We start from the raw sequence: 21,712 nt of genomic DNA, 5'->3' as shown, positions 1-21,712 counted from the left end.
ATGGCCACGACATCAGTGCTCAATATCGACGAATGTCTTTTGCCGATCTCCGGGGACAATCCGGCAGGACGTAACCTCGCCTACGAGGCCGTTTACGACGAACTGCGCGAGGCACGGCGGGCCGAAGACGATACCCTGCAAGGGGACTGGCAGCGAAAGGCCAAGGTCGCCGACTGGGAACGGGTCATCGAACTGGGCACGGAGATCCTCCAAGGCCAGTCCAAGGATCTGCAAGTCGCCGCCTGGATCACCGAGGCGCTCGGTCGGCGCCACTCGTTCGGCGGGCTCCGCGACGGCTTTCTCCTGATGCTCGGGATCCAGGAGAGTTTCTGGGAGACCTATTATCCTGAGATCGACGACGGTGATCTCGAGTCGCGCTCCGGCCCGTTCATCTTCCTCGAGAGTGTTGTCGCCCCCTTGATTCGAAGCCTCCCCCTGACCCGTGGATTCGGCGATGAGCGCTACTCCTACTATCGCTGGCAGGAGTCGAGAGCGACCGACAACGCCGGGTTGAAAAGCCAGGACGCGATGGAGGCGTTGATCGCGGAAGGAAAGATCACCGGACAGCAGTTCGACGATGCGGTGGCCCAAACGCCGAAGCCCTTCTACGAGACCTTGGTTGAAGACCTTCGTGGTTGCATTGATGCGCTCAAGGCTCTCGATGATAGCATGGATCAACGCTTGGGGCGAGATTCGCCGGGCGTGGTCGCGGTGCGCAAGGCGCTCACCGATTGCCGCAACGTCCTCGAGCCGATCCTGAATCTGAAACGATCGCTCGAGCCCGAACCCGAGGATGAGGGCTCGGAGGCGGAGGTTGCGGACGAATCCGAATATGCCGAGGCGGAGAGTGGCTACGAGGAAGTGCCGCAGGTCGCTGCTCCCCGGCGTCGCGCTCGCCCGGCTCGGTCCTCAGGCGGCCCGATCACGAGTGTGGACGACGCGCGCCAGCGGATCCTCGAAGCAAGCGCCTATCTCCGGGAGAACGATCCAGCCAGTCCGGCCCCTTTCCTCGTCGTCCGTGCCCTCCGGATGGGCGATTTGTATGGCCAGTCCCAGCAGCCCCCGGACATCTCCGTCTGCGAAGCTCCCTCGAGCGAGGTCCGGATGAGCCTCAGAAGGCTCGCTCAGGAGGGGGAGTGGAGCCAACTTCTGGAAGAGGCCGAGCAGGCGCTCGGTCGCCCCGAGGGGACAGCCTGGCTCGACGCACAACGCTACGCATTGACTGCGATGGCCGCAGGCGATATCGATCGCGCATCGGCCGCGCTTGCCTGTCGGAGCCTGTTGCGGACGTATCTGACCGACTTCCCTGACCTGAGCAACTCGGAGCTGGGCGACGGCACCCCGACGGCGAATTCCGAGACCCGAAGCTGGCTCCTGGAAGAGATCGTCCCTCCTGCTCCCGAACCGGTCGCATCGGAACCTTATGAGCCGGTGGCTTATGAACCGCCGCCGATGGAGCCTTACGTTCCCGAGGCCCAGGAGCGTGCGGCCGACGAACCGGCGGACGTCTGGACCCAGGCGCTCGAGTTGGTCCAGGGGAGACGGATCAACGAAGCGATCGACCTGATCCGCCGCGCCTTGGTCACGGCCTCGACCGGCCGAGAGCGGTTCCAGCGCAAGCTGCAACTCGCCGAACTCTGCCTCATGGCGAATCGCCACCAAGTCGCCCTGCCGCTTTCGGAGGATCTGGCGCGGCTGGTGGACGAATTCCGTTTAGAGGAGTGGGAATCCGAACAGCTTTGCGCCCGAGTCTGGGCGGCGTTCTACCGCTGCCTCCGCGCCGTCGGCGCCGGCAGTCCGGCTGCGGAAAAGCTGCCGCAAGTTTTTGCACGCCTGTGCCGCCTTGATATCAACCAGGCACTGGCCCTGGAGGGAGACAGCCCTCACTAAAAAAAGACGCGTGGTCAACCACCCAAGGTTCGTGGCCGGGAGGCTACGGATCGAGCGCTCTCAAGCCTTGGAAGAGTCCTGCCTTTCATCGCCTGCATGCTGAGGAATTCGATTGACACAAGCGGTTCAAGGCCACATCCTTGAGCCCTGATACTGTAGTAATGTTTCTCAACCTACCCCTCTCGGATTCGAACGTGTTCCGTTCGGGAGAAAAAAACAGATGCCGTCATTCGAGAGTACCCAACACAAGCTGGACCGCGTCCGTCGTCCCCGCGTCCATCTGACTTATGACGTTGAGGTCGGTGGTGCGATCCAGGTCAAAGAACTCCCCTTTGTCATGGGCGTTCTGGCTGACCTTTCGGGCAAGCCGATTGAGGCGTTGCCCAAGATGAAGGACCGCAAATTCGTTGAAATCGACCGTGACAATTTCAACAAGGTCCTCAACGCAATCAAGCCCCGGTTGGCGTTCCAGGTGGACAACACCCTTCAAAACGACAACTCGAAGTTCAATGTTGAACTTAAGTTCGGTCATATGAATGACTTCGAGCCTGAGCAGGTCGTTCGCCAGATTGAGCCGCTTCGCAAACTTCTGGAAGCACGTGACCGGCTCTCCGACCTCGTGACCAAGATGGACGGTAACGACACGCTCGAGCAACTGCTCCAAGACGTGGTCAACAATACCGATTCGTTGAAGAAATTGAGCAGTGAGACGGGACGCGCCGAGTCCAAGTCGGAGGAGTCTTGATATGAGCGGAGCCGCCGAACAGAGCCAGCCGACGTCGGCTGCCACGTCGCACGAGGAGGTCAGCCTTCTCGACCAGATCATCTCGCAGGGCCGGATGGCCCGTGACGAAGAGCAGAAGACGCTCGCGAAAGACCTGATCGGCGAGTTCGTCGACCAGGTCATGTCCGGGACCATGAAGGTGTCGAAAGACACTCAGGCGATGATCAATGCGCGGATCGCGCAGATTGACACCCTGCTCTCCAAGCAACTGAACGCGGTCCTCCACCATGAGGACTTTCAGAAGCTGGAGGCCTCCTGGCGCGGACTGCATTATGTCGTCCACCAGTCGGAGACGGGACCGACCCTCAAGATCAAGGTCATGAACGTCTCGAAGAAAGACCTTCTCAAGGACATGGAACGCGCCCCTGAATTCGATCAGAGCGCCCTGTTCAAGAAGGTCTATGAAGAAGAGTTCGGCACATTCGGCGGTTCTCCGTTCGGGGCCCTGGTCGGCGACTACGAATTCAGTCGTAGCACGCAGGACATCGCCCTGTTGGAGAAGATCTCGAACGTGGCCGCTGCCGCGCACGCCCCGTTCATGACGGCGGCCAGCCCCCAGTTGTTTAACTGGGATGATTTCACCGAGATGTCGGGCCCGCGCGATTTGAGCAAGACCTTCGAGACCAACGATTACGTCAAGTGGCGCTCGTTCCGCGACTCGGAGGATTCACGCTACGTCGGCCTCTGCCTCCCGCATATTCTGATGCGGACGCCTTACGGACGTGATAACACACCGGTCGAAGCATTCAACTTTGAGGAGGATGTCGACGGCGCAGACCACCAGAAGTACCTCTGGGGGAATGCGGCCTACGCCTTCGCGACCCGTTTGACCGAGTCGTTCGCCCGCCATCACTGGTGCGCCGCGATCCGAGGGGTGGAAGGGGGCGGCCTCGTCAGTGGCTTGCCGGTCCACACCTTCAGCACCGATGAAGGGGATGTGGCCCTGAAGTGCCCCACTGAGATCGCGATCACCGACCGTCGCGAGAAAGAACTTGCGGATCTCGGATTCATTCCGCTGGTGCATTGCAAGAATACCGACTATGCGGCCTTCTTCAGCGCCCAGTCGGCCCAGAAGTCAAAGCTGTACAACACCGACGCCGCCAATGCCAATGCCCGGCTCTCGAGCCAGTTCCAGTACATCATGGCGGTGTCCCGGATTGCCCACTACCTGAAGTCGATGATGCGCGACAAGCTGGGCAGCTTCATGAGCCGCAGCCAGTGCGAGACCTTCCTCAACACCTGGATCGCCCAGTACGTCACGACGGACGACTCGGCGAGCCAGGAGACGAAGTCGCAATATCCGTTGCGCGAGGCCCGCATCGACGTGATGGAAGTTCCCGGGAAGCCGGGCGCCTACAAGGCGATTGCGTTCCTCCGCCCCCACTTCCAGCTCGATGAGCTGACGGTCTCGCTACGGATGGTGGCTGAGCTGCCGCCTCCTGCGTCGGGCGGTTGATCGCTGAGTTGCTCCCGGCTGGTGACGTCAAGGGCCGCTCGAGAAAGAATCTCCCGGCCTCGACGTCACCAAGATGCCAGGATGTCGTAATGAAATTAAGCCCGGTGGGGATGGCCGACCGGGGCAAAAGCGGAAACCTGTGAGGAGTTGCTGCAATGGCTGTTGACATGTTTCTGAAGATCACTGATGTCAAAGGTGAATCAAAGGACAAGTCCCACTCCGGCGAGATCGAGATCGAGTCCTTCAGCTGGGGAGCGAGCCAGCTCGGTGCCTCTTCGCACGGGACCGGAGCCGGTGCCGGCAAGGTCTCGATGAACGACTTCCACTTCGTGATGCGGAATAACTCGGCGTCGCCGACCCTCTTCCTCTTCTGTGCCAACGGCAAGCACTTGAAGGAAGCGAAGCTGACCTGCCGGAAGGCCGGTGGCACTCAGCAGAACTTCATGGTGGTCACGCTGTCGGACGTGCTGGTCTCCAGCTACCAGACCGGCGGGTCGCAGGGGGGCGAGGTCCCCATGGACCAGATCAGCCTGAACTACTCGAAGGTCGAGATCGACTACCTGGCCCAGGACGAGAAGGGCATCACGAAGTCGGCAGGCAAGAAGCACTGGGACATGAAGACCAACACCGGTGGCTGAGTTCTGCCATGCCTGAGTTTGGCCGCATCAGGTCGAACCGGCTCTTGCCGCACCACCACGAGCAAACAAAAATGCGTCGCACCGGAGGCCCACCGGGCCCCCGGTGGCGTTTTTGTTTTCGCCGGCCATGGTTCTCGGCCATAATGATCATCGAAAGTTAAGAAAATGGAGAGGACCGATGCCGCGAGCTCCTATCGAATACTCTTTGTTGCCCTCGGTCCTCGACCGGCTGATCGACCATGAACCGAAAGTCTCGACCGAGTCCCAGTCGGGGCGAAACCCGTTGCCAGCGCAGATCAAGGAGTCGGTCAAGCGCGACCTCGAATGGCTCTTGAACAGCAAACAGCTCTTGGCTCAATGGCCCGAAGATTTGCGGCAGCTTGAGAACTCGGTGCTGACCTATGGGATGCCAGACTTTTCCTCGTCGACCCTGAGTAGTGCCAACCACCAGGACAAGCTGAGGCGTACGGTCGAGGAAGCAATCGCACGCTTTGAACCTCGCCTGTCGCGCGTCTCGGTCACGACCGTCGAGGGGCGTGAATTCGACCGGAGCCTTCGGTTTCGGATCGACGCGATGCTCCGGGTCGATCCCGCCCCCGAGCCCGTCACGTTCGACTCCGTGCTCCAGTTGACGACCCGGGCCTTCGTCGTGCAGGGTGATTAAGCAAAATGATCGACGAGCTGCTGCACTACTACAACGGCGAGCTGGCCTACCTCCGCGAACTCGGGGCCGAGTTCGCCCAGAAGTATCCCAAAGTGGCGGCCCGGCTACTCCTGGAGTCGGACAAGTGCGAAGACCCCCACGTGGAACGCTTGCTCGAAGGAGTGGCCTTCCTGACGGCGCGGATTCGCCACAAGATCGACGACGAGTTTCCGGAGATCACCGACTCGCTCCTGGGAATCCTCTACCCTCACTTTCAGCGCCCGCTCCCTTCGTTGTCCATCGTGCAGTTCGTGCTCAACCGGGCGCAGGCGAACCTGGCTGAAGGGTTCACAATCGAGCGGGGGAGCCGGATCAACTCGAGACCGGTCAACGGAGCCCCCTGCCCATTCCGAACGACCTACCCGGTGACGCTCTGGCCGATTGAGGTCGAAGCCGCGAGGCTTGACCCGGATCGGGTCGTTGTGCCCGGCAAACCCCCGGGGGCCGTTGCGCTGCTCCAACTGACCCTCTCGTGCCTGGGGGGAGCGCAGTTCTCGCAGCTTTCGATCGATCGGCTTCGCTTCTACCTCGATGGATCAGGGCCGCTGCCTTACAGCCTGTACGAGCTCTTGCATAATAACGTTTGCCAGGTGCAAGTTCGGAGCAAGCTTGAGGACGGGAGGTACGAATCCATCGTCCTTCCCCCTGACGCCATCGAGACCGTCGGTTTCGGTCGCGATGAGGGGATGTTCGACTATCCGAACCGGTCGTTTGTCGGCTACCGCCTGATCCAGGAATATTTCGCGCTTCCTGAGAAATTCCTCTTCTTTGATGTGACCGGTCTCCAGGCGCTGTTCGGCAAGAAGTTTGCCGGTTCGATCGAGTTGATGTTCTTCCTGAACCGATCCCCACGGAACGAGCTGCCGGTCCAGGCCGATACCTTCCGGCTTGGCTGTACCCCCGTGGTGAACCTCTACACCACGGTCGCCGAGCCGATTGCGCTCAGTCAGACGCAATACAAGTATCGTGTGGTCCCCGACGTCCATCGCCAGATGGCGACCGAGGTCTACTCGATCGATCGGGTGACCAGCGTCGGCGGGTTCCTCGACGAACCCTTGGTTTACGAGCCGTTCTATTCGATGCGCCACGCGCGGCAAGGGGAGACGCCGGGGGCCTACTGGTACGCGACCCGACGCGCCTCGCAGGTGAAGGACGACCCGGGCACCGAGGTGGAACTCTCGTTCGTCGATCCCGGCTTCAACCCGAGGCTGCCTGCCAGCGAGACCATCACGGTTCATGTCACTTGCACGAATCGTGACTTGCCGAGCCGTTTGCCCTTCGGCGGCGAGCAAGGGGACTTTGAACTCGAAGGCCAAGGGCCGGTGGGCCGCGTCCGCTGTCTGCGCAAGCCGACGAAGCCGCTCCGTCCCCCCCTGGGCCGGAATGCCCAGTGGCGGCTGATCTCGCTCCTCTCGCTCAATCACCTCTCGCTGGCTGATGGGGAGCAAGGGCTGGACGCCTTGCATGAGATCCTGATGATCTACAACTTCGCCGATAGCGCGGCGACCCGGCAGCAGATCGCAGGAGTGACCGGGGTGTCGAGCCGTCGGGTTCCGGTCCGCACCGGCCGGAAGATCGGCAGCGCCGTCTGTCTTGGGGTCGAGGTGACCGTTGAGTTCGACGAGACCCATTTCGTGGGGGGCGGCGTCTTCTTGATGGCCAGTGTGCTGGACCGATTCCTTGGCCTTTATACGTCGATCAACTCATTTACCAGGATGGTCGCCAAGACGCGACAGCGCGAAGGAATCTTGAAGCAATGGCCACCCCGAGCCGGCGAACGGACCCTCCTCTAAGCTGTTGGTTGCGGTTTTCTTTGATTTTCTGATGGGTTACCACGGCCAAGCCAATGCTGCTGGGTGCCACGGGTTGTACTCAACCCGTGAGCAGAAGCCCTGGTTTTTGGCACACGGGTTGAGTACAACCCGTGGCACCCATGGCCTGCAAGCCATTCAAAGGTAGACCATGTCCAACGGCTTAGACCAAGCGCTCTTCGAGGAACCCTATCGGTTCGATTTCTTTCAGGCGGTCAGGATCCTGGCCCGGCTGAACCCCGAGCGCGCCCCGGTCGGCCGCGAAGGACCGGCCCATCGCGAAGTCGTCCGGTTCCTGACCCATCTCTCGATGAGCTTCCCGGCCAGCTCGATCCGCAGTCTCGAACCTCGCGAAGATCCAGGCACGGCGCCCGGAATGCGGGTCAATTTCTTCGGCCTGACCGGTCCCTCGGGGGTGCTCCCGCACGTCTACACCGAACTGCTGATGGAGCGTTCGCGCCTGGGGGATCACTCGCTCGCTGCCTTCTTCGACCTGATCAACCACCGCCTCATCTCGCTCTTTTACAGAGCCTGGGAAAAGCATCATTTCATCGTCGCACGCGAACGTGGAGGCGATGAGCCGTTCGCCCGCCACCTCTTCGACCTGATCGGGCTCGGGACCACCTCGCTTCGGAACCGCCACGAGTTCCCCGACGCCGCCCTGCTGCCCTACTCAGGTTTTTTCGCCCGAAGACAACGTCCCGTCGTGGTCTTGGAGAGTTTATTACGCGACTATTTTGAACTCCCGATCGAGATCGACCAGTTCGTGGGCCGCTGGCTTCAGCTCGAATCCAGCGACTGCTCCTCCCTCGGCACTTCCGGTCGAAATAACGAACTCGGTGGGAGCCTTGTTCTCGGTTCCCGTGCCTGGGACGCCCAGGGCAAGATTCGGATTCGACTCGGTCCCCTCTCCTTCGACCGGTTTCAAGCCTTGCAACCCGATGGGCCGGAATTCCTCGCCGTGGCCCAGATGGTGCGGCTCTTCGTGGACCTCGAATTCGAGTTCGACGTTCAGCTTATCCTGAAGGCCGAGGACGTTCCCGCCTGCCGCCTCTCCTCGCAAGGCAATGGCGGAGCCCGCCTGGGGCGTCACGCTTGGCTCCGGAGCCGTCCGCTTGAAAAGGACGTCGACGACGCGGTCTTCACGTCGAGCGTTTAGAATTGCTTGTTTGGTTTTTAACGAGTCATTTGATGGGGTGCTTGGCGATCAATCTTTCTTGGTAAAGTCGACTTCGATGACTTTGCCCACTTCGCCTGGCTTGTTTGTCGGGGCGATATCCTGGGCCTTTCGGCTCTTCGGCGTGTGCGTGTTGGCGAACGTCAGGTTCTCCGCCAGGCGTTTGCCGTCGGCCTGGGTCTCGGTCCAGCGCACCTCTCGCATAAACGGTCGATCTTCATTCGGCCGGGTGACGTCGGTCACGGTGACCTCAATGTCGGATCCGCGATGCAATGCCTCGGCCCACGTGTCTTCGAGGCCTTTGTAGGTGCCGTAGCGGTTCGCGACCCAATTCTGGAGCGAAAGGTTTTCCGGCCCCCCCGGGGCGCCGAAACGATTGCCGATCAAGTGACCGGCGTCATCACCGCTCCCCTCGGAAACCCCGCGTTGGGCGTTCTGGTTGCGATGGGTTCGGATTCGGCCGGGAACGCCGAGCCGACCGCTGCCTTGCTTATACGTTTTGCCATCACTCACGTATTCGCGAAATTGAAAGTCTTTGCTGATATCCGGAAGCAAGGGGTTCGGCTGAATTCGAGGGGTGAGCACTCCACTCGTCGACGCGTTCGCGACGTTGGATTGGCCCTGCCCTTGAAACATCGAGTCCGCACGAAAGTGCGCGATCAATCGGTCGTACTGGATAAGGATCCAGGTCTCGAGCCCGTTGCTCAATCTGAGGAGCTTCGTCTCTTTTCGATCGGCCAAGGCGACGCGAAGCCGCCCCCGGGCCTTTCCGCCCATCTCCCTGGCGAGGAATGCGATGAGGCCCTGGAGGAGCAGGCTGAAAAAGATCCCGACCGCGTCGGCCATGATCCGTGCGGCCGCATGGATTCGGAGGGGCGACCCCGATGATTCCCAGGCCTCTTTGACGCCTTTCGCGAACGCGCGGTCAACCGCCTCAAGATGGGGAGCGATATCGGCGAGGAGGAAACCGGCTTCAAGCCCCTCAATGAGCTGCACGCTCAACGCGTAGCCGGCGCCCGTGCCAATCGCGGTCCCCGGGAGTCCCGCCACACCAACTCCCAGGGCGCTCACCCCTCCTGCGTTTGTCTCACCCATGACGTCAACCGACATCGTGAGGACGCCGACCAGGTTACGGATCAACGAAAGGAATTCGTCACTCGTCTGACTTGCGATGGCCGTTTCGATGAAACGAAACCGGGCCCGTTCCCAGGCCTCGGCCACGAACGCGACGTTTCGTTCAAGATAAGGGTCTCTCATCCAGCCAATTGGCCCCGCGACGCGAAACCGTTCCGGTCCCCTCCCTGGTGCAACGGTCGGAGCGAAGGGGGATCGAGGTCTGATCGATTTTGGTAACGAGTTCATCATCGGCCTCGAAGAGCGACGGCTGGAGGACGAGCCAGGACGCAACGCAATCGTCTCTTGTTCGCTAGACAAGATGATTAGTTAATGAGAACCGTGGGGAAGCCCATCACGATGGCCCCACCGTGGGCGGTGATATCGCCCAGGCGAGCGGCAGGCTGACCGCTGATGAGAACCGTAAAGCTTCCGAGCACGACCACGTCGGGAGGGCCAACACAGACCGCAAGATCACCCACCCGAGCGGCGGGCTGGCCACCAATCAAAACGGTCAGGGCTCCCGGTGGCAGGATCGGCCCTCCCACGTGGGGCACGAGAACCGTTATCAGAGGGCAGACGTGCATGTCACCGACGCGAGCCGCAGGCATGGGCATGGGTTCAGTCCCAGTTAATGGCAGGGCGTGAGGTTTGGGGGGTCGAACGGTCGTCAGCCGACGCTTTTCGCGTCGGGCTCGGCGCCGGGATGACGGGTTCGCTCCAGCGGACGGTCCCTTCGGCGACGCTCAGGCCTCGTTCGAAGAACGCCTTGTACTTCTCGGGTGCCTTTTCGGGCTCGGAGCGGACTGCGGCGAGCATCACGGAGCCGGCGACTCCGTGTGCGGTGAGCTCTTCACCAGGCGGAACGACCGGGACGTCGGGGGGAGCGAGGCTTCCGCCGCTCCAGAAGGCTGCGGCTGCCGCGCAACCGGCCGGGGTTCCGAGTCCGGCGGCGTCGGACGCGGGCATCGTCTTCCGCCGATTCTCCTCGGTCGGGTCGGTACACCAGGCCTCCGCCGCATCGAGCGCGGCATGCTGAGGCAACGGTGCCCCATCGGCCATCACCAACCGAGCGCAAACGCAGGCCCACCAGACGGCCTCTCGTTTCGGAAGCGCGTGCGCCCAAAAGCGAGCGGCGTCGGGGAACTCCTGCTTCTCGATCAGCAGGTTCAAGAATTGTTTCGCCGTCGGGTCGGTGCGGAGCAGCTCACGCGACGCCTCGCCAAGCTCAATGGTTTGGCAGAGTTCTAGAGGGGTCTTCTCAACCAGGTGGATCAGCGCTTCCTGACTCATCGTCGGCTCCGGCCCATCATGTCGAATCGCCGCCACGGGCGACCTTCTTCACGCGAGGGAGCGAGACCGCCCGTCACGGTCCCACTCGCAAAAGCGGGCGCGAGGCCCGCGAGATCCATGACACAATCCGTCTGATCCACGCACTAACCGATCATGGTCAGGGCGCCCTTGACTTGCAGGATGGCGGAGGCGCTGACCTGGGTCATCATGCCCTTGACCTGGGTCTGGATCTGCCCATTGATATCGATCATCATCCCTTTGATCTGAACGCCCATTTGATCGATCTTGATGCTGCTTTGGCCGACTTTGAGTTCGATCGACTGCAAGGCCTGGGTTTCGCTCTTGCCCAGGTCGAGCTTCGTGGTCTGATTGCCCATCTTAATCGTCAAGGCATCATTGCCCATGTCAATCTTGACGGAGCGGTTGCCCATCTTCACGTTGTGCGTGTCGTTGCCTTGGCTCACGATAACGTCGCGATTGTTGTCGACGGTGACCTTCTCGTTGCGCTTGACTTGCTCGGTGCGGTCCCGATCGATCGTGACGGTCTGATCGCGGTGGACCTTGAGGTCGTCATCGCGTTCAACGACCCGATGAAAATCCTTCTCGGCATGGAAGTAGACATCCTCCTCCCCCTTCTTGTCCTCGAAGCGGAGCTCGTTGAAGTTGGCGTCGGACCCCTTCAGGGAGCTGCGGGACTTGACGCCGCTCTGAGTCTTGTTCGCCGGGAGGTCGTAGGGAGGCATCATCGCGGCGTTGTAGACGCTGCCGATGATGATCGGCTGGTCAGGATCTCCCTCCTGGAAGTCAACGATGACCTCCTGGCCGATCCGAGGGATGTGGATCATCCCCCAGTTCTTGCCGGCCCAAGGGGTGCCGACTCGGATCCAGCAGGAGCTGTTATTGTCGTTTTTACCCTGACGATCCCAGTGGAACTGGACTTTCACCCGGCCGTACTTGTCGGTGAAGATCTCCTCGCCGGCCGGGCCCACCACCACGGCCGTTTGCGTCCCCTGGACGGCCGGTTTCGGCGTTTTCCGCGCGGGGCGGTAGGGGAGGTCGAAAGGCATGCAAGTGAATGAGTTGCGATAGGAAAATTCCGCCGACTCGTTCGACGACCGGAAATTGTAGCTCTGCCTTGCCATGTGGCGAATACCCGTAATCAGATATTTGCCATTCGCATTATAGTGGTTGTCGAGTACGACCGCATGACCCGTAGCGAAGTTCCGGCAGGTGCCTTCGCCCTGGATCAACAAGCTGGCCGCCGCCTCCTCCTGCATCCGGATCTCGACGGTCCGTTTGTTGTCTCCGAAAATCTTTTGCAGGTCGCCCGCACGGTCGCCCCCGCTGGGGTTGATGCCGTCGAACCGCTGGGCGTATTCGCCGGGATAGTCGTACAACTCGAGTTTGTCGTTGTTCCCAATGCGGAGTTTGTGCGCCACCTGCCCTGCCATGACACTGTCGGCGATCTGCTTATCCGCTTCCAGATGCTTGTGAGGAAGCTCGAAGCTATGATCCCAGAGCAGGTATCGCCCCGATCGAAGTTCCTGGGTTTTCTCCCACGAGAGGACCAGCTCCTCACCGCTCACCTCCTCCTCCGACCGGCCGAGCGTCATCCTGGCCTTCCCAGGAAGTTCGGGGAAGGCTTGGGGCACGTCCGTCACGACGAGGGTATGGCCGTTGGCTGAGTGCTTGAAGAAGAAGCAGATCCCTTCTTCTTCCATGAGTCGGCAGGCGAAGTTGTAGTCGGTTTCGCGATACTGCACGCAGTAGTCGCGGGATTGATAGGTGCCTCGCAAGTCGTAAGAGACATCCAGGCCTTCGAGGACCTGCTGGAGGATCTGGGGCACCGACACCTGCTGGAAGATCCGGCTCTGCGCGCGCTTGGTCAGGAACCAGAACTGCGGGACGACGTCGATATGGTAGGCCGTGAACGTGCTGTCACGCGCCCCCTGACTCACCCGGTTGCAGATCCCGCTAAAGTATCTTCGTTTGTTGCCCTCGAGCGCCAGGCTGACAATTGCCTTTTGACCGAGCAATTTCTCGAACGGGATCGGCTCGTCATTCGTGGCGAACAGTTCGAGGCGATACTCGAAAAGCTGAGAGATCGACTCGTGACCGGAGAAGCCGGCCATCAGGAGTGCATCCTTTTTTAACGGCGTCGTGACCGTCATGATCCGATCGGCTTGCAAATAGGTCGCCATTAATCGACTCCACGAATTTCGAAGAGCTTCCGGTCACACGCCGAGCGTTCGGCTGATTTTTACACGCGTCACCAGTTCAGGCAAGCCGGCGGGCTCGACGGTTGTCGGTCGTTCCCGAAGAGCCAAGGCAACGAGAGCGACCGGACGAATCGCTCCAGCGAGCTCCAGGCCAGTTTTGGGGCCAGCGCCGAGGTCGCCTTATTGAGTCCTTGGCCGTTGCCATGAAGACTTTACGGACGGGATCGTCGCTGTGACGGCTGACGAAACGGTCGACTTCGGCAGCCCGACCGGACGTTTGGCCCTGACGTCACAGAACCAGGGCATCGGGGTATCAAAAACATTGAGCCCCCATGACCCGACGTCCACGAAATCGGTCGTGAGGTTCCAGAATTAAGGTCCGATCAAGACTTGACCGGTCATTCTTGCAATCGACGTCTCTTGGCCGGATCATTGCCAGTGGAAAAAAAGGCCAATCAACAACGTCCGAGCGGCGGAGAGAAGGTGAGTCCCCATGATGGCGGATCAGGCGAATCCTTACGACGAAATCCCCTACGGCGACCACTTCTTCCCCTACACACACCCGATCCACCTCGCTACCCTGGGGACGCTCTTCGGGATCGAGGCTCCTGGGGTGGATCGTTGCCGTGTTCTGGAACTCGGTTGCGCTGAAGGGGGGAATTTATTCCCCATGGCCTTGGAACTTCCCGACGCCCAGTTTGTTGGGATCGATCTTTCTCAACGCCAGATCGCCGATGGCCAAGCCGTCATCAATCGGCTCGGCCTGCGCAACGTCGAACTCCGGGCGATGAGCATTACCGAGGTTGACGAGTCGTTCGGCCAGTTCGACTATATCCTTTGCCACGGCGTCTTCTCCTGGGTTCCCGAGCCAGTCCGGGAGAAGATTCTCTCGATCTGCTCCAAGAATTTGTCCCCCCACGGCCTGGCCTATGTCAGCTACAACACCTACCCGGGCTGGCACGGACGGGGAATGGTCCGCAAGCTGCTCGCCTACCATCTCAGGCGATCCCCCCTCACCACCCCTCTCGATCAGGTCCACGGGGCCCGTACCTTTCTCGAAGAAATCGTGCGGGTCATTCCCGACAAGGCCAGTTCCTATGCCCGGATCCTTCGGACCGAGAGTGAATACCTCAAAGGCGTCCCCAATTCTTATCTCTTTCACGAGCACCTCGAAGAGACGAATCATCCCTTTTATTTTCACGAATTCATGGATTTGGCCAAAGCCAACCATCTGAAATACTTGGTCGAAGCGCGTTCCGGCGGAATGATCGAGAATCTTCCCGAAGACGCTCGCGAGTCCTTGGAGGAATGGGCCGACGATGAACTGGGTCGCGAGCAGTATCTTGACATCTTGTGCAATCGAACTTTTCGGCAGACCCTGCTGACCCACGAGGGGGTGCGCCGGCTCGATGAACCGTCGCCCGATGCGCTCGACTCACTCTGGATTGGGACGAGCCTGGGCCCGGTCTCGCCCGATCCCGACGTCGTCTCCCTGGCGCCCGAGGAATTTCGGATGGCAGAGGGAGAGGCGAGTCTGTCGACCAACAACCCATTGATCAAGGCGGCATTGGTCGCCTTGTTTGAGATCGCACCGCGCTCGATTCGCTTCGAAACCCTTTGGGAACGCGTCTTGTCACGTTTGGGAAGTGACGCGAATTCCAACACGCCCCAAGATCCAGGCCACTTGAAACAGGCTCTCCTTCGCTGCTTCATGTCCTCTCTGATTCAATTGCGCACGCGTCCTCCCGTCTTCGCGTCTGAGATCAGTGAGCGACCTCTGTCCAGTCCCCTGGCGCGGATTCAGGCGGAGGATGAGGAGCGTCTGATCAACCTTCGCGGTCGGACCGTCCGTCTCGATCAGTTCGAGCGGCTTGTGCTCCGGGCCCTTGATGGGAAGAACAATCGCCAGGCGATCCTTGACTCGCTGCTGGCGCTCGTCGACTCCGGCGAATTTTCGATCCATGAGGAAGGGCGACCCATCGAGGATCGGAACAGGATTGTGCAGATTCTCAGCGGCGAGCTTGAGCCTTGCCTCGAGCGACTGGCTGCACGCGCCCTTCTGGTCAGTTGATCGGGGGTGTGAGATTTAGGATTCCTGCGCGGTGTTATGTAATGCGATTTTGCTTGTATTGCCATGGGAACCACAGGCGAATGGTATGCAGTTGTGTTGAAAATCATTAAAGAGCAGGCAGGGCGTCCGCGATCCCGGGGGATGGAATCCCGGTCGAGGTTTCATTGATGAGGCGATTTGTATTGAAACTCAGTGCATGGACGAATTGGGCCACGCGTGCACTGGGCTCGCATGTTGAAAAGAGAGGACTACATGTCTCGCTAATGCTACGGGAAAGTGCTCGATATGAATTTGGCAAGTCCCCTCTTCCAAAATTCTTGGTCCAACGGTAATTTTCTAACGCTAGCTTCATAACTCAAGGAATGAGCCTCGATTTATAGGCCGTGTCTCAAGGAGGAGTCAGTCCATGGTCACTCCTAAGCGTGCATGGTCCACTCTTGTCCGCTGGTGGCCTCGGTCCGAGCATTCGGTTCTCAGGTTACTCACGATCGGTGCTCTGGTCGTCTCGGCCTTCCATCTCCACGACCGCGCCAATCAACTCGAACAACGCGAACGTTCTTTGCAACAAAGAATGGCCGCTTTTTCGCGTCAGATCCAGGAGCAGGACGAACGAGCGGGGGCTCTCGGAGCGTTGCCCGCTTCCCTGGAAAAGGTCGTTGAGGCCACGGCGGAGTCGTCGTCTCCTCTCGTCGACAGCGAGGTTCGGCGGGCTGACTACCGGCAAACGATTCGACCTGTAGCCCTCAAGGCCAGAGACTAATCAATCGTTGCGGTTCCGGTCTGTGTCGGCCGATCGGCTCTTTCTGAGTGCTCGGCCGATCGGCCTGCAGCCTAGTTTCGTCGCGTCGGCAAGGCCTGAATTCGACCCTCCGAAAGCCACTCTCATTTCGGGTGGCTGTTGTCCAACTGGAGGAGGGAGATTTCGGGCGGGCAGAAGAAGCGAATGCGCGGAGCCTGTCCCCGTTCGCAGCCAACCCCTCGGCTGACGTAGAGCCTGTTCTCGAGGAGTGAATGCAGGCCGCCGGCGGCGACCGGGCGAGGCACATCGCTCAAGGTCATGGGGGGACCAAAGCCGGGGATGACGATTTGGCCGCCATGCGTGTGGCCGGCGACGGTTAGGTCGATCCGAGAACGACGCTTGAGCCCGAGCGCGACGTCGGGTCGGTGGGCCACAAGGATGCGGACGTCATCGACTCCTGGGTCCGTTTCCAACTGGTGCACGGTTCCTCTGGCTTGACCGGTACTCACATCCAACTCGATGCCCCCGATCGTCACTTGCCGGTCGCCGAGTTTGATTCGGGTCGTTTCATTGACGAGCAAGCGAATCCCCGCTGCTTGAAGAATCTCTTCGAGGCCATAATGGCCTTGGTCGACGTCGCCCAGGACGAAGTAAACGCCTCCGGGGGCGGACAGTTGGCTGAGCAATGCGATGAGATCCGCCCGATTCGCTTCGAGGTCTTTCTCGGAGCCTTGGAACAAGTCCCCCGGCATTAAAATCAGGTCGGGACGGAGCGCCATCAGCCGATCGAAGGCAGACCGCTCGTAATCCGTGATTCGTGACGTCTGAAGGTCAGCGATGACCCCGATCCGGATCGTTGTTTTCCCTTGGCGTGTCGGAGCAAGCGGGACTTGAGCCGTTTCCAACTGGAGGCGAAAGGGCTCGATCCAACTTGCATAGAGGCCGATCGGCAACAACGCAAAGGCCCCTGCCGCGAAGATCCGAGCCGACTTCGACACGGTCACCCGCCGCCCTTCACGTAACGGGAGGTACGATGCGCCAAGGATGGTCATCGCGGTCGCGGGTGGGAGGATTACGAGATCGATATAGATCAGGTTAATCACTCCGAAGAGATTGAATCCCAGCAAAGTGAGCGGGGTAAGCTTGATCACGAAGACCAACCCGGTGATCAACACCGCGCTGAGCACGTGTCCCATACCGATTACCGGAGAATCTCTTCGTTCGCCAAGCCATCGGGTCCTGAAGAAGACGGCCGCAATGACGAAAAAATCAATGAGAGTGGATAGGATTACGACGAGTGAGAAAGTTTGCTGTGACATGGCACCGGATCAATTCTATCATTTGATGACGGTTGAACTCGTTCATCCGAAGCAAAAAAACGACCCAGACGACGCACTCGCAACTTGCGATCAATTTCAGGACCGTGCTCCTTGCGCAAGCCGACAGAGAGGGATCAGGATAATCGGCAACCCTGGTTGCCGTCGAGATCGAGATGATTGCGGTGGTTTTCCCAAGGGCTGGGCCCAGGCGCAACGTCTTGTGCCGGTTGGCTCAAGGGGCTGGGCTTCCGGGGCGATTGGGGGCAGCGTATGCTGGAGACCTGACAAGGGGTATTCCGAAACGGGTGCAACACACGGGGGACCGTCAAGAAACGAGGGTTGGCCCCGCCGGTTAGCCTCGCCGGGGCCGCGACGAATCCGTCCGTCGGAAAGGCGTTGCAGGCATGACGTTCTTGAACCTCGATCGATTTTCCCGGTCCGGCAGAGAGCAACCCAACTTGGGACTGTTTTCGCCGATCTCCGAACGCTCCCTGGGATCGCAGGCTCCAGACTCAGACCCTGTCCACCACAGGCTGAGGCTCTCATGCACGCTTAAAGTGCAAGACACGTCCCACGGGCGGAGCACGCTCGCGGTCCTATGTCTTTGCTTCGGATTGAGCGGCGTTGTCGAGGCAGCCACGCCCGAGCCGGCCGCGCCGACTCTGCGGCCAGCGCGGCGTCCGGTTGCGCTCCGCTTCAACCGAGAGGGAACCCGGCTCTTCGTCGCAAATCGAAACAACGGGAGCCTCTCGGTCATCGACGCCCGGCAAGAGCGGGTCATCGCCGAGTATCCCGTCGGAAAAGGGTTGGCCGACCTCGTTCTTCTCCCCGATGGCACCTCGTGGCTTGCTCTTGATCAAGAGGAGAGCTCTGTCCTTCTGTTGGAAGAACGCGACGGTTCGCTTCAGGTCGTCGCACGGCAACCGGTGAAACTCGACCCGGTGAAGCTTGTACTCACTTCAGACGGGCTTACATGCATTGTAGCCTCACGCCTGGGACGTGCCTTGACCTTTTTTTCGTGGTCTCAGGCCCCAACCGATGCCCGAGCGATGTTGGGTTTGACCCACACGATCGACCTTCCGTTCAGTCCGCGCGACATGCTTCTGGACCGGGACGGGTCGACGCTCATCGTGGCCGACGCATTTGGCGGACAACTCGCACTGATCGATGTGCAGAGGGGTCGCCTGCTGGCCGTTCACTCGCTTCCCGCTCATAACATTCGAGGCTTGGCACTGACTCCCGACGGTGAGTCGTTACTGCTCGCCCACCAGGAGCTCAACCCGGACGGTCGCGCGATCCAGGACGACATCCAGTGGGGGGCGCTTGTCTCGAATAAGGTTCGGGTCCTCAAGCTTGCCCCACTCCTCGAGCGGCAGCCCAAAGCGCGAATACAACCCCCGGCAACCCCCGATCAGGTGATCGAACTCGGCCGCTTCTCGGGCGATCCGTCTGCGCTCGCCTGTGACCGTAAGGGGAGAGTGATCCTCACCTTGGCCGGAGTCGACCAAGTGGTCACCGGATTGGACTATGCTCATCTCGAGATCCGAACCGGCAGCGGCAAGCGCCCAACCGCCATTGCGCTGGACGCCGACCAGTCGCGGGCGTATGTGGCGGACACGCTCGACGACACCGTCTCCGTGTTCGAGATCAAGTCGGGGAAGCGTCTGGCCCAGATCCCGCTTGGACCGAGCCGGGACCCCTCGATCGAGGAGCGTGGAGAACGCTTGTTCTACGACGCTCGGCTCTCGCGCGGGGGTTGGATGAGTTGTCAGAGTTGCCATACCGACGGCCACTCGAACGGCCTCAACGTCGACACGATTGGCGACGGGGGCTATGGGGCCCCCAAGCGCGTCCCTTCCTTATTCGGCACGAGTCGGACGGGACCTTGGGGATGGACCGGGCGGAACGATCGCCTTGATGAGCAAGTCCATCAATCCACCGTAACGACCGTTCAGGGAGTTTGGCCCACCGAGTCCGAAGTGGCGGAGATGTCCGCCTTCCTGCGGACTCTGTCACTTCCGCGGACACCCCCGCTCGCCCCCTCGAAAGCGGCTTCTGCCAGACGCGGCCAGACGCTTTTCGAGGCGCAATGCGCCACCTGCCATGCGAAACCGGAGTACACGTCGGCCCAACGCTACGACGTGGGCTTGGCCGACGAAGTCGGGCAGAGTCGGTTCAATCCGCCGTCCTTGCGAGGGGTCCAGTATCGCGCTCCTCTCTTGCACGATGGGCGGGCCAAGACGTTGGACGAGGTCTTTCGCAAGTACAGGCACCCACAGGACACAGACTGGACGGCCGAGGAAGTCACAGACATCCTGACCTTCCTCGAGTCGCTCTGAAGTGTTCGAGCTGTTTTCTGCTCCTTCAAGGGGACCGTGACATGAGCATTTTTCGTGACGACCTCTTTCGAGATCAGGTGGTCTTGATCACGGGTGGAGGAACCGGCATCGGCCGAGGCATCGCGATGGCCCTGGCGGCTCATGGCGCAGACACGGCCATTCTCAGTCGGACCGCCGAGCACCTGGATCCGACGGCGACCGAGATCCGCAACTCGACCGGTCGCCGCTCTCTCGCCCTTGTGGCCGACGTCCGCCAGCCGGAACAGGTTGAGGCCGCGGTCGGCCGCGTTGTCGAGGAACTCGGCCGACTGGATATCGTAATCAATGCCGCCGCCGGAAATTTTCTCTGCCCCTCGGCCGACCTCTCCCCCAATGGTTTTGGTACGGTCCTGGATATTGATGCGAAGGGGACTTGGAACGTGTCGAGGGCCGCGTATCATGCCTGGCTGCGCGACCACGGCGGGCGGATCCTGAACATCAGCGCCACGTTGCACTACGGTGGGACCCCCGGCCAGGTCCACGTGGCCGCAGCGAAGGCGGCCGTCGATGCCTTGACCCGGACCCTGGCCGTAGAATGGGGGCCGCAAGGAATCCGGGTCAATGCGATCGCTCCGGGGCCGATCAGTGACACTGAAGGAGCCCGCCGCCTCTTTCCCGACACGATTGCGGATCGACTCAAGCGGATCATTCCGGTGCGCCGGCTCGGCCGGATCGAGGATGTGGTCAACCTGACCCTCTTCTTACTGAGCGACGCGGCTGCCAATATCAACGGAGAAATCGTGGTGACCGATGGCGGCCTTTGCCTTTCCGGTAACCTCAATCTCTTCGCGGAAGCGCTCCGATCGAAGTCCTGAGTGCGAACTCGGGAAGCCCGTCAAACTCGATTGTCGTCGCTTGTTGCGGAGGGCCATCAGGCCGTCGGAGAAGGTCGTAGGCTACGACCGTGAAGAGTCCAAGCGCTATGAGCATGTGACAGCCGAGGCCTCGGGCGACAGGGAGAGCGGTTCCGACCAGCGAAAGGCTTCCGCAAGCCCAGAGCAGGCGACGTCGCGGGGCGAGAAAGATCACTGCCGGCGATAACCAGAGGAAGTAATGGTGCCAGCAGATGGGGGTGCTGGCCAGCATCACAATCGAGGTGAGTGCAAACATTCCCAGCGTGGCCCGTTGCGGTTCGGCGGTCCTGGTTTTCTGAGCGATGACGATCCAGGCCATGACCAATCCCGCCAGTACGAGCCCCCAGAGGAGCCAGATCCGGCTCAAGGAGAGGATTCCCAGGGAAAGTGCATGAAGCGGTTGGTTCGCGCCGAGATCTCCGAACGTCCGAGCCAGAACGATCGGCAAGCTCTCGTTGTTTACCCGAAGGTCGGCATGTCGAGCGACCAGATGCCATGGTTTCTCGGCGCTGCTGAGCCAGACGGCCTGCTCCCGGATTGCGGCGAGTGCTGAGGACCAGCCGACCGCGACGACAATGACACCCAGGCCCAGTGTTATGGTCAAAGCCATGGCCGGCCAGACTCGCCATGTGCGGGCTCGTGCGATAATCGTGGCCCAATGGAGGATCGGCAAAATCTTGATCAGGCCGGCCAGTCCCACGAGCCCGACGCTTGTCATCGCTTTTTTCTGGAGCAGAGCCCGCAGTCCCAGCGCGACCAGACAGACATTGATGGGATCGCTCTGGCCAAGCACCAAGGCGTCGATGAAGAAGGGGAGGACGACAAACCAGGCCGGGGCTTGCTGGCGCAATGTGAGACCCGACAATCTTTCAAAAATCCGAGGCAAAGCGCCGACAGCCGCGAAGGAGAGCACTGCCCAGACCGTTGATGCTAGACCGATGGGCAGGGAAGCCAGCGGTGATAGCAGAACATGGAACGAGACGGGGTAGCGCGGTTGGGCCGAGACGTGTAACCGGCTGGTCCTCCAGAGTGCCTGGGCCGCGAGATATGGATACTTGAAGTCATTACCGCGCTGAGCGCTGCGCAGCACTACATACGTGAAGAAAAGGGCCAGGCCAATCGTCGCCAAGAGCCTACGCCTGGTCACATCCAACCATCCTGTCGTAACACAGATCACTCAATCTGGCGTTCGTTGGGGACCGCGCTTTGGGGAGGCGACGCGGTCAGTGGTTTAGCCCCTCCCTCGCCATCGAGTCGACATGATCGC

Annotated in this window: 17 protein-coding genes; 11 read left to right on the top strand and 6 right to left on the bottom strand. The window is 60.6% G+C overall.

Translation table 11 applies throughout. From position 1 onward, the window contains the following. The 7 genes from tssA (at position 1) to tssG (ending at position 8,441) form a co-directional block, all read left to right on the top strand. The gene (tssA, locus tag SINAC_RS11870; RefSeq protein WP_015245876.1) at positions 1-1,890 is read left to right on the top strand and encodes a type VI secretion system protein TssA; all 1,890 of its coding nucleotides are present in this window, start codon (positions 1-3) and stop codon (positions 1,888-1,890) included. A 220-nt stretch (positions 1,891-2,110) separates the two neighbouring features. Then, positions 2,111-2,635, top strand: a complete 525-nt coding sequence (gene tssB / locus SINAC_RS11865; RefSeq protein WP_015245875.1) for a type VI secretion system contractile sheath small subunit — start codon at positions 2,111-2,113, stop codon at positions 2,633-2,635. Position 2,636: 1 nt separating this feature from the next. Further along, a complete protein-coding gene (tssC, locus tag SINAC_RS11860; RefSeq protein ID WP_015245874.1) occupies positions 2,637-4,130 on the top strand; it encodes a type VI secretion system contractile sheath large subunit in 1,494 nt (497 codons plus the stop codon). Positions 4,131-4,285: 155 nt separating this feature from the next. Next, positions 4,286-4,768: an Hcp family type VI secretion system effector gene (locus tag SINAC_RS11855; protein WP_015245873.1), complete on the top strand. Its 483-nt coding sequence runs from the start codon at positions 4,286-4,288 to the stop codon at positions 4,766-4,768. A gap of 178 nt (positions 4,769-4,946) precedes the next feature. Beyond that, on the top strand, positions 4,947-5,432 hold the full coding sequence (gene tssE, locus SINAC_RS11850; protein ID WP_015245872.1) for a type VI secretion system baseplate subunit TssE: 486 nt from the start codon (positions 4,947-4,949) through the stop codon (positions 5,430-5,432). Positions 5,433-5,437: 5 nt separating this feature from the next. Continuing rightward, positions 5,438-7,264, top strand: coding sequence for a type VI secretion system baseplate subunit TssF (tssF, locus tag SINAC_RS11845; RefSeq protein ID WP_015245871.1), 1,827 nt, complete (start codon positions 5,438-5,440; stop codon positions 7,262-7,264). A 169-nt stretch (positions 7,265-7,433) separates the two neighbouring features. Beyond that, complete coding sequence (gene tssG / locus SINAC_RS11840; protein WP_015245870.1) at positions 7,434-8,441, top strand: type VI secretion system baseplate subunit TssG; 1,008 nt, start codon at positions 7,434-7,436, stop codon at positions 8,439-8,441. A 48-nt stretch (positions 8,442-8,489) separates the two neighbouring features. On the opposite strand, the gene SINAC_RS11835 is transcribed toward tssG, so the two are convergent. From SINAC_RS11835 to SINAC_RS11820, 4 genes are all read right to left on the bottom strand, one after another. Next, positions 8,490-9,716, bottom strand: a complete 1,227-nt coding sequence (locus SINAC_RS11835; RefSeq protein ID WP_020466297.1) for a DUF6861 domain-containing protein — start codon at positions 9,714-9,716, stop codon at positions 8,490-8,492. Positions 9,717-9,898: 182 nt separating this feature from the next. Next, complete coding sequence (locus tag SINAC_RS11830) at positions 9,899-10,189, bottom strand: PAAR domain-containing protein (RefSeq protein ID WP_015245868.1); 291 nt, start codon at positions 10,187-10,189, stop codon at positions 9,899-9,901. A 4-nt stretch (positions 10,190-10,193) separates the two neighbouring features. Further along, a complete protein-coding gene (locus SINAC_RS11825; protein WP_015245867.1) occupies positions 10,194-10,865 on the bottom strand; it encodes a DUF6931 family protein in 672 nt (223 codons plus the stop codon). Between the two features lie 143 nt (positions 10,866-11,008). After that, the gene (locus tag SINAC_RS11820) at positions 11,009-13,066 is read right to left on the bottom strand and encodes a type VI secretion system Vgr family protein (protein ID WP_015245866.1); all 2,058 of its coding nucleotides are present in this window, start codon (positions 13,064-13,066) and stop codon (positions 11,009-11,011) included. Between the two features lie 511 nt (positions 13,067-13,577). Here SINAC_RS11820 and SINAC_RS11815 point away from each other — a divergent pair. Then, positions 13,578-15,155: a class I SAM-dependent methyltransferase gene (locus SINAC_RS11815; protein ID WP_015245865.1), complete on the top strand. Its 1,578-nt coding sequence runs from the start codon at positions 13,578-13,580 to the stop codon at positions 15,153-15,155. Between the two features lie 406 nt (positions 15,156-15,561). Then, the gene (locus tag SINAC_RS11810; RefSeq protein WP_015245864.1) at positions 15,562-15,915 is read left to right on the top strand and encodes a hypothetical protein; all 354 of its coding nucleotides are present in this window, start codon (positions 15,562-15,564) and stop codon (positions 15,913-15,915) included. A gap of 122 nt (positions 15,916-16,037) precedes the next feature. On the opposite strand, the gene SINAC_RS11805 is transcribed toward SINAC_RS11810, so the two are convergent. Then, on the bottom strand, positions 16,038-17,090 hold the full coding sequence (locus SINAC_RS11805) for a metallophosphoesterase (protein ID WP_020466299.1): 1,053 nt from the start codon (positions 17,088-17,090) through the stop codon (positions 16,038-16,040). A 680-nt stretch (positions 17,091-17,770) separates the two neighbouring features. Between SINAC_RS11805 and SINAC_RS11800 the strand changes: the two genes are divergently transcribed. Together SINAC_RS11800 and SINAC_RS11795 are read left to right on the top strand one after the other, a co-directional pair. After that, positions 17,771-19,552, top strand: coding sequence for a cytochrome c peroxidase (locus SINAC_RS11800; RefSeq protein ID WP_154673707.1), 1,782 nt, complete (start codon positions 17,771-17,773; stop codon positions 19,550-19,552). A 41-nt stretch (positions 19,553-19,593) separates the two neighbouring features. Further along, positions 19,594-20,406 carry an SDR family oxidoreductase gene (locus SINAC_RS11795; RefSeq protein ID WP_015245861.1) on the top strand — a complete coding sequence of 271 codons (813 nt, stop codon included), beginning with the start codon at positions 19,594-19,596 and terminating at the stop codon, positions 20,404-20,406. Here SINAC_RS11795 and SINAC_RS11790 read toward each other — a convergent pair. Beyond that, positions 20,369-21,592 carry a glycosyltransferase family 87 protein gene (locus SINAC_RS11790; protein WP_015245860.1) on the bottom strand — a complete coding sequence of 408 codons (1,224 nt, stop codon included), beginning with the start codon at positions 21,590-21,592 and terminating at the stop codon, positions 20,369-20,371. The two genes, SINAC_RS11795 and SINAC_RS11790, sit on opposite strands and share 38 nt — an antisense overlap. Positions 21,593-21,712 lie beyond the last annotated feature (120 nt).

The sequence above is a fragment of the Singulisphaera acidiphila DSM 18658 genome, assembly GCF_000242455.2.
Taxonomy (GTDB): Bacteria; Planctomycetota; Planctomycetia; order Isosphaerales; family Isosphaeraceae; genus Singulisphaera; species Singulisphaera acidiphila.
The sequence above is the reverse complement of the archived record's forward strand: the minus strand, read 5'-3'. Positions and strand labels throughout refer to the sequence as shown.

What these genes read in the sequence shown, in the direction of transcription:
- tssC (WP_015245874.1), top strand. Translation starts at nt 2,637, where the DNA reads ATGAGCGGAGCCGCCGAACAGAGCCAGCCGACGTCGGCTGCCACGTCG.
- SINAC_RS11830 (WP_015245868.1), bottom strand. Translation starts at nt 10,189, where the DNA reads ATGCCCATGCCTGCGGCTCGCGTCGGTGACATGCACGTCTGCCCTCTG.
- SINAC_RS11795 (WP_015245861.1), top strand. Translation starts at nt 19,594, where the DNA reads ATGAGCATTTTTCGTGACGACCTCTTTCGAGATCAGGTGGTCTTGATC.
- tssF (WP_015245871.1), top strand. Translation starts at nt 5,438, where the DNA reads ATGATCGACGAGCTGCTGCACTACTACAACGGCGAGCTGGCCTACCTC.
- SINAC_RS11815 (WP_015245865.1), top strand. Translation starts at nt 13,578, where the DNA reads ATGATGGCGGATCAGGCGAATCCTTACGACGAAATCCCCTACGGCGAC.
- SINAC_RS11825 (WP_015245867.1), bottom strand. Translation starts at nt 10,865, where the DNA reads ATGAGTCAGGAAGCGCTGATCCACCTGGTTGAGAAGACCCCTCTAGAA.
- SINAC_RS11820 (WP_015245866.1), bottom strand. Translation starts at nt 13,066, where the DNA reads ATGGCGACCTATTTGCAAGCCGATCGGATCATGACGGTCACGACGCCG.
- SINAC_RS11855 (WP_015245873.1), top strand. Translation starts at nt 4,286, where the DNA reads ATGGCTGTTGACATGTTTCTGAAGATCACTGATGTCAAAGGTGAATCA.
- SINAC_RS11810 (WP_015245864.1), top strand. Translation starts at nt 15,562, where the DNA reads ATGGTCACTCCTAAGCGTGCATGGTCCACTCTTGTCCGCTGGTGGCCT.
- SINAC_RS11805 (WP_020466299.1), bottom strand. Translation starts at nt 17,090, where the DNA reads ATGGGACACGTGCTCAGCGCGGTGTTGATCACCGGGTTGGTCTTCGTG.
- tssB (WP_015245875.1), top strand. Translation starts at nt 2,111, where the DNA reads ATGCCGTCATTCGAGAGTACCCAACACAAGCTGGACCGCGTCCGTCGT.
- tssG (WP_015245870.1), top strand. Translation starts at nt 7,434, where the DNA reads ATGTCCAACGGCTTAGACCAAGCGCTCTTCGAGGAACCCTATCGGTTC.
- SINAC_RS11835 (WP_020466297.1), bottom strand. Translation starts at nt 9,716, where the DNA reads ATGAGAGACCCTTATCTTGAACGAAACGTCGCGTTCGTGGCCGAGGCC.
- tssA (WP_015245876.1), top strand. Translation starts at nt 1, where the DNA reads ATGGCCACGACATCAGTGCTCAATATCGACGAATGTCTTTTGCCGATC.
- tssE (WP_015245872.1), top strand. Translation starts at nt 4,947, where the DNA reads ATGCCGCGAGCTCCTATCGAATACTCTTTGTTGCCCTCGGTCCTCGAC.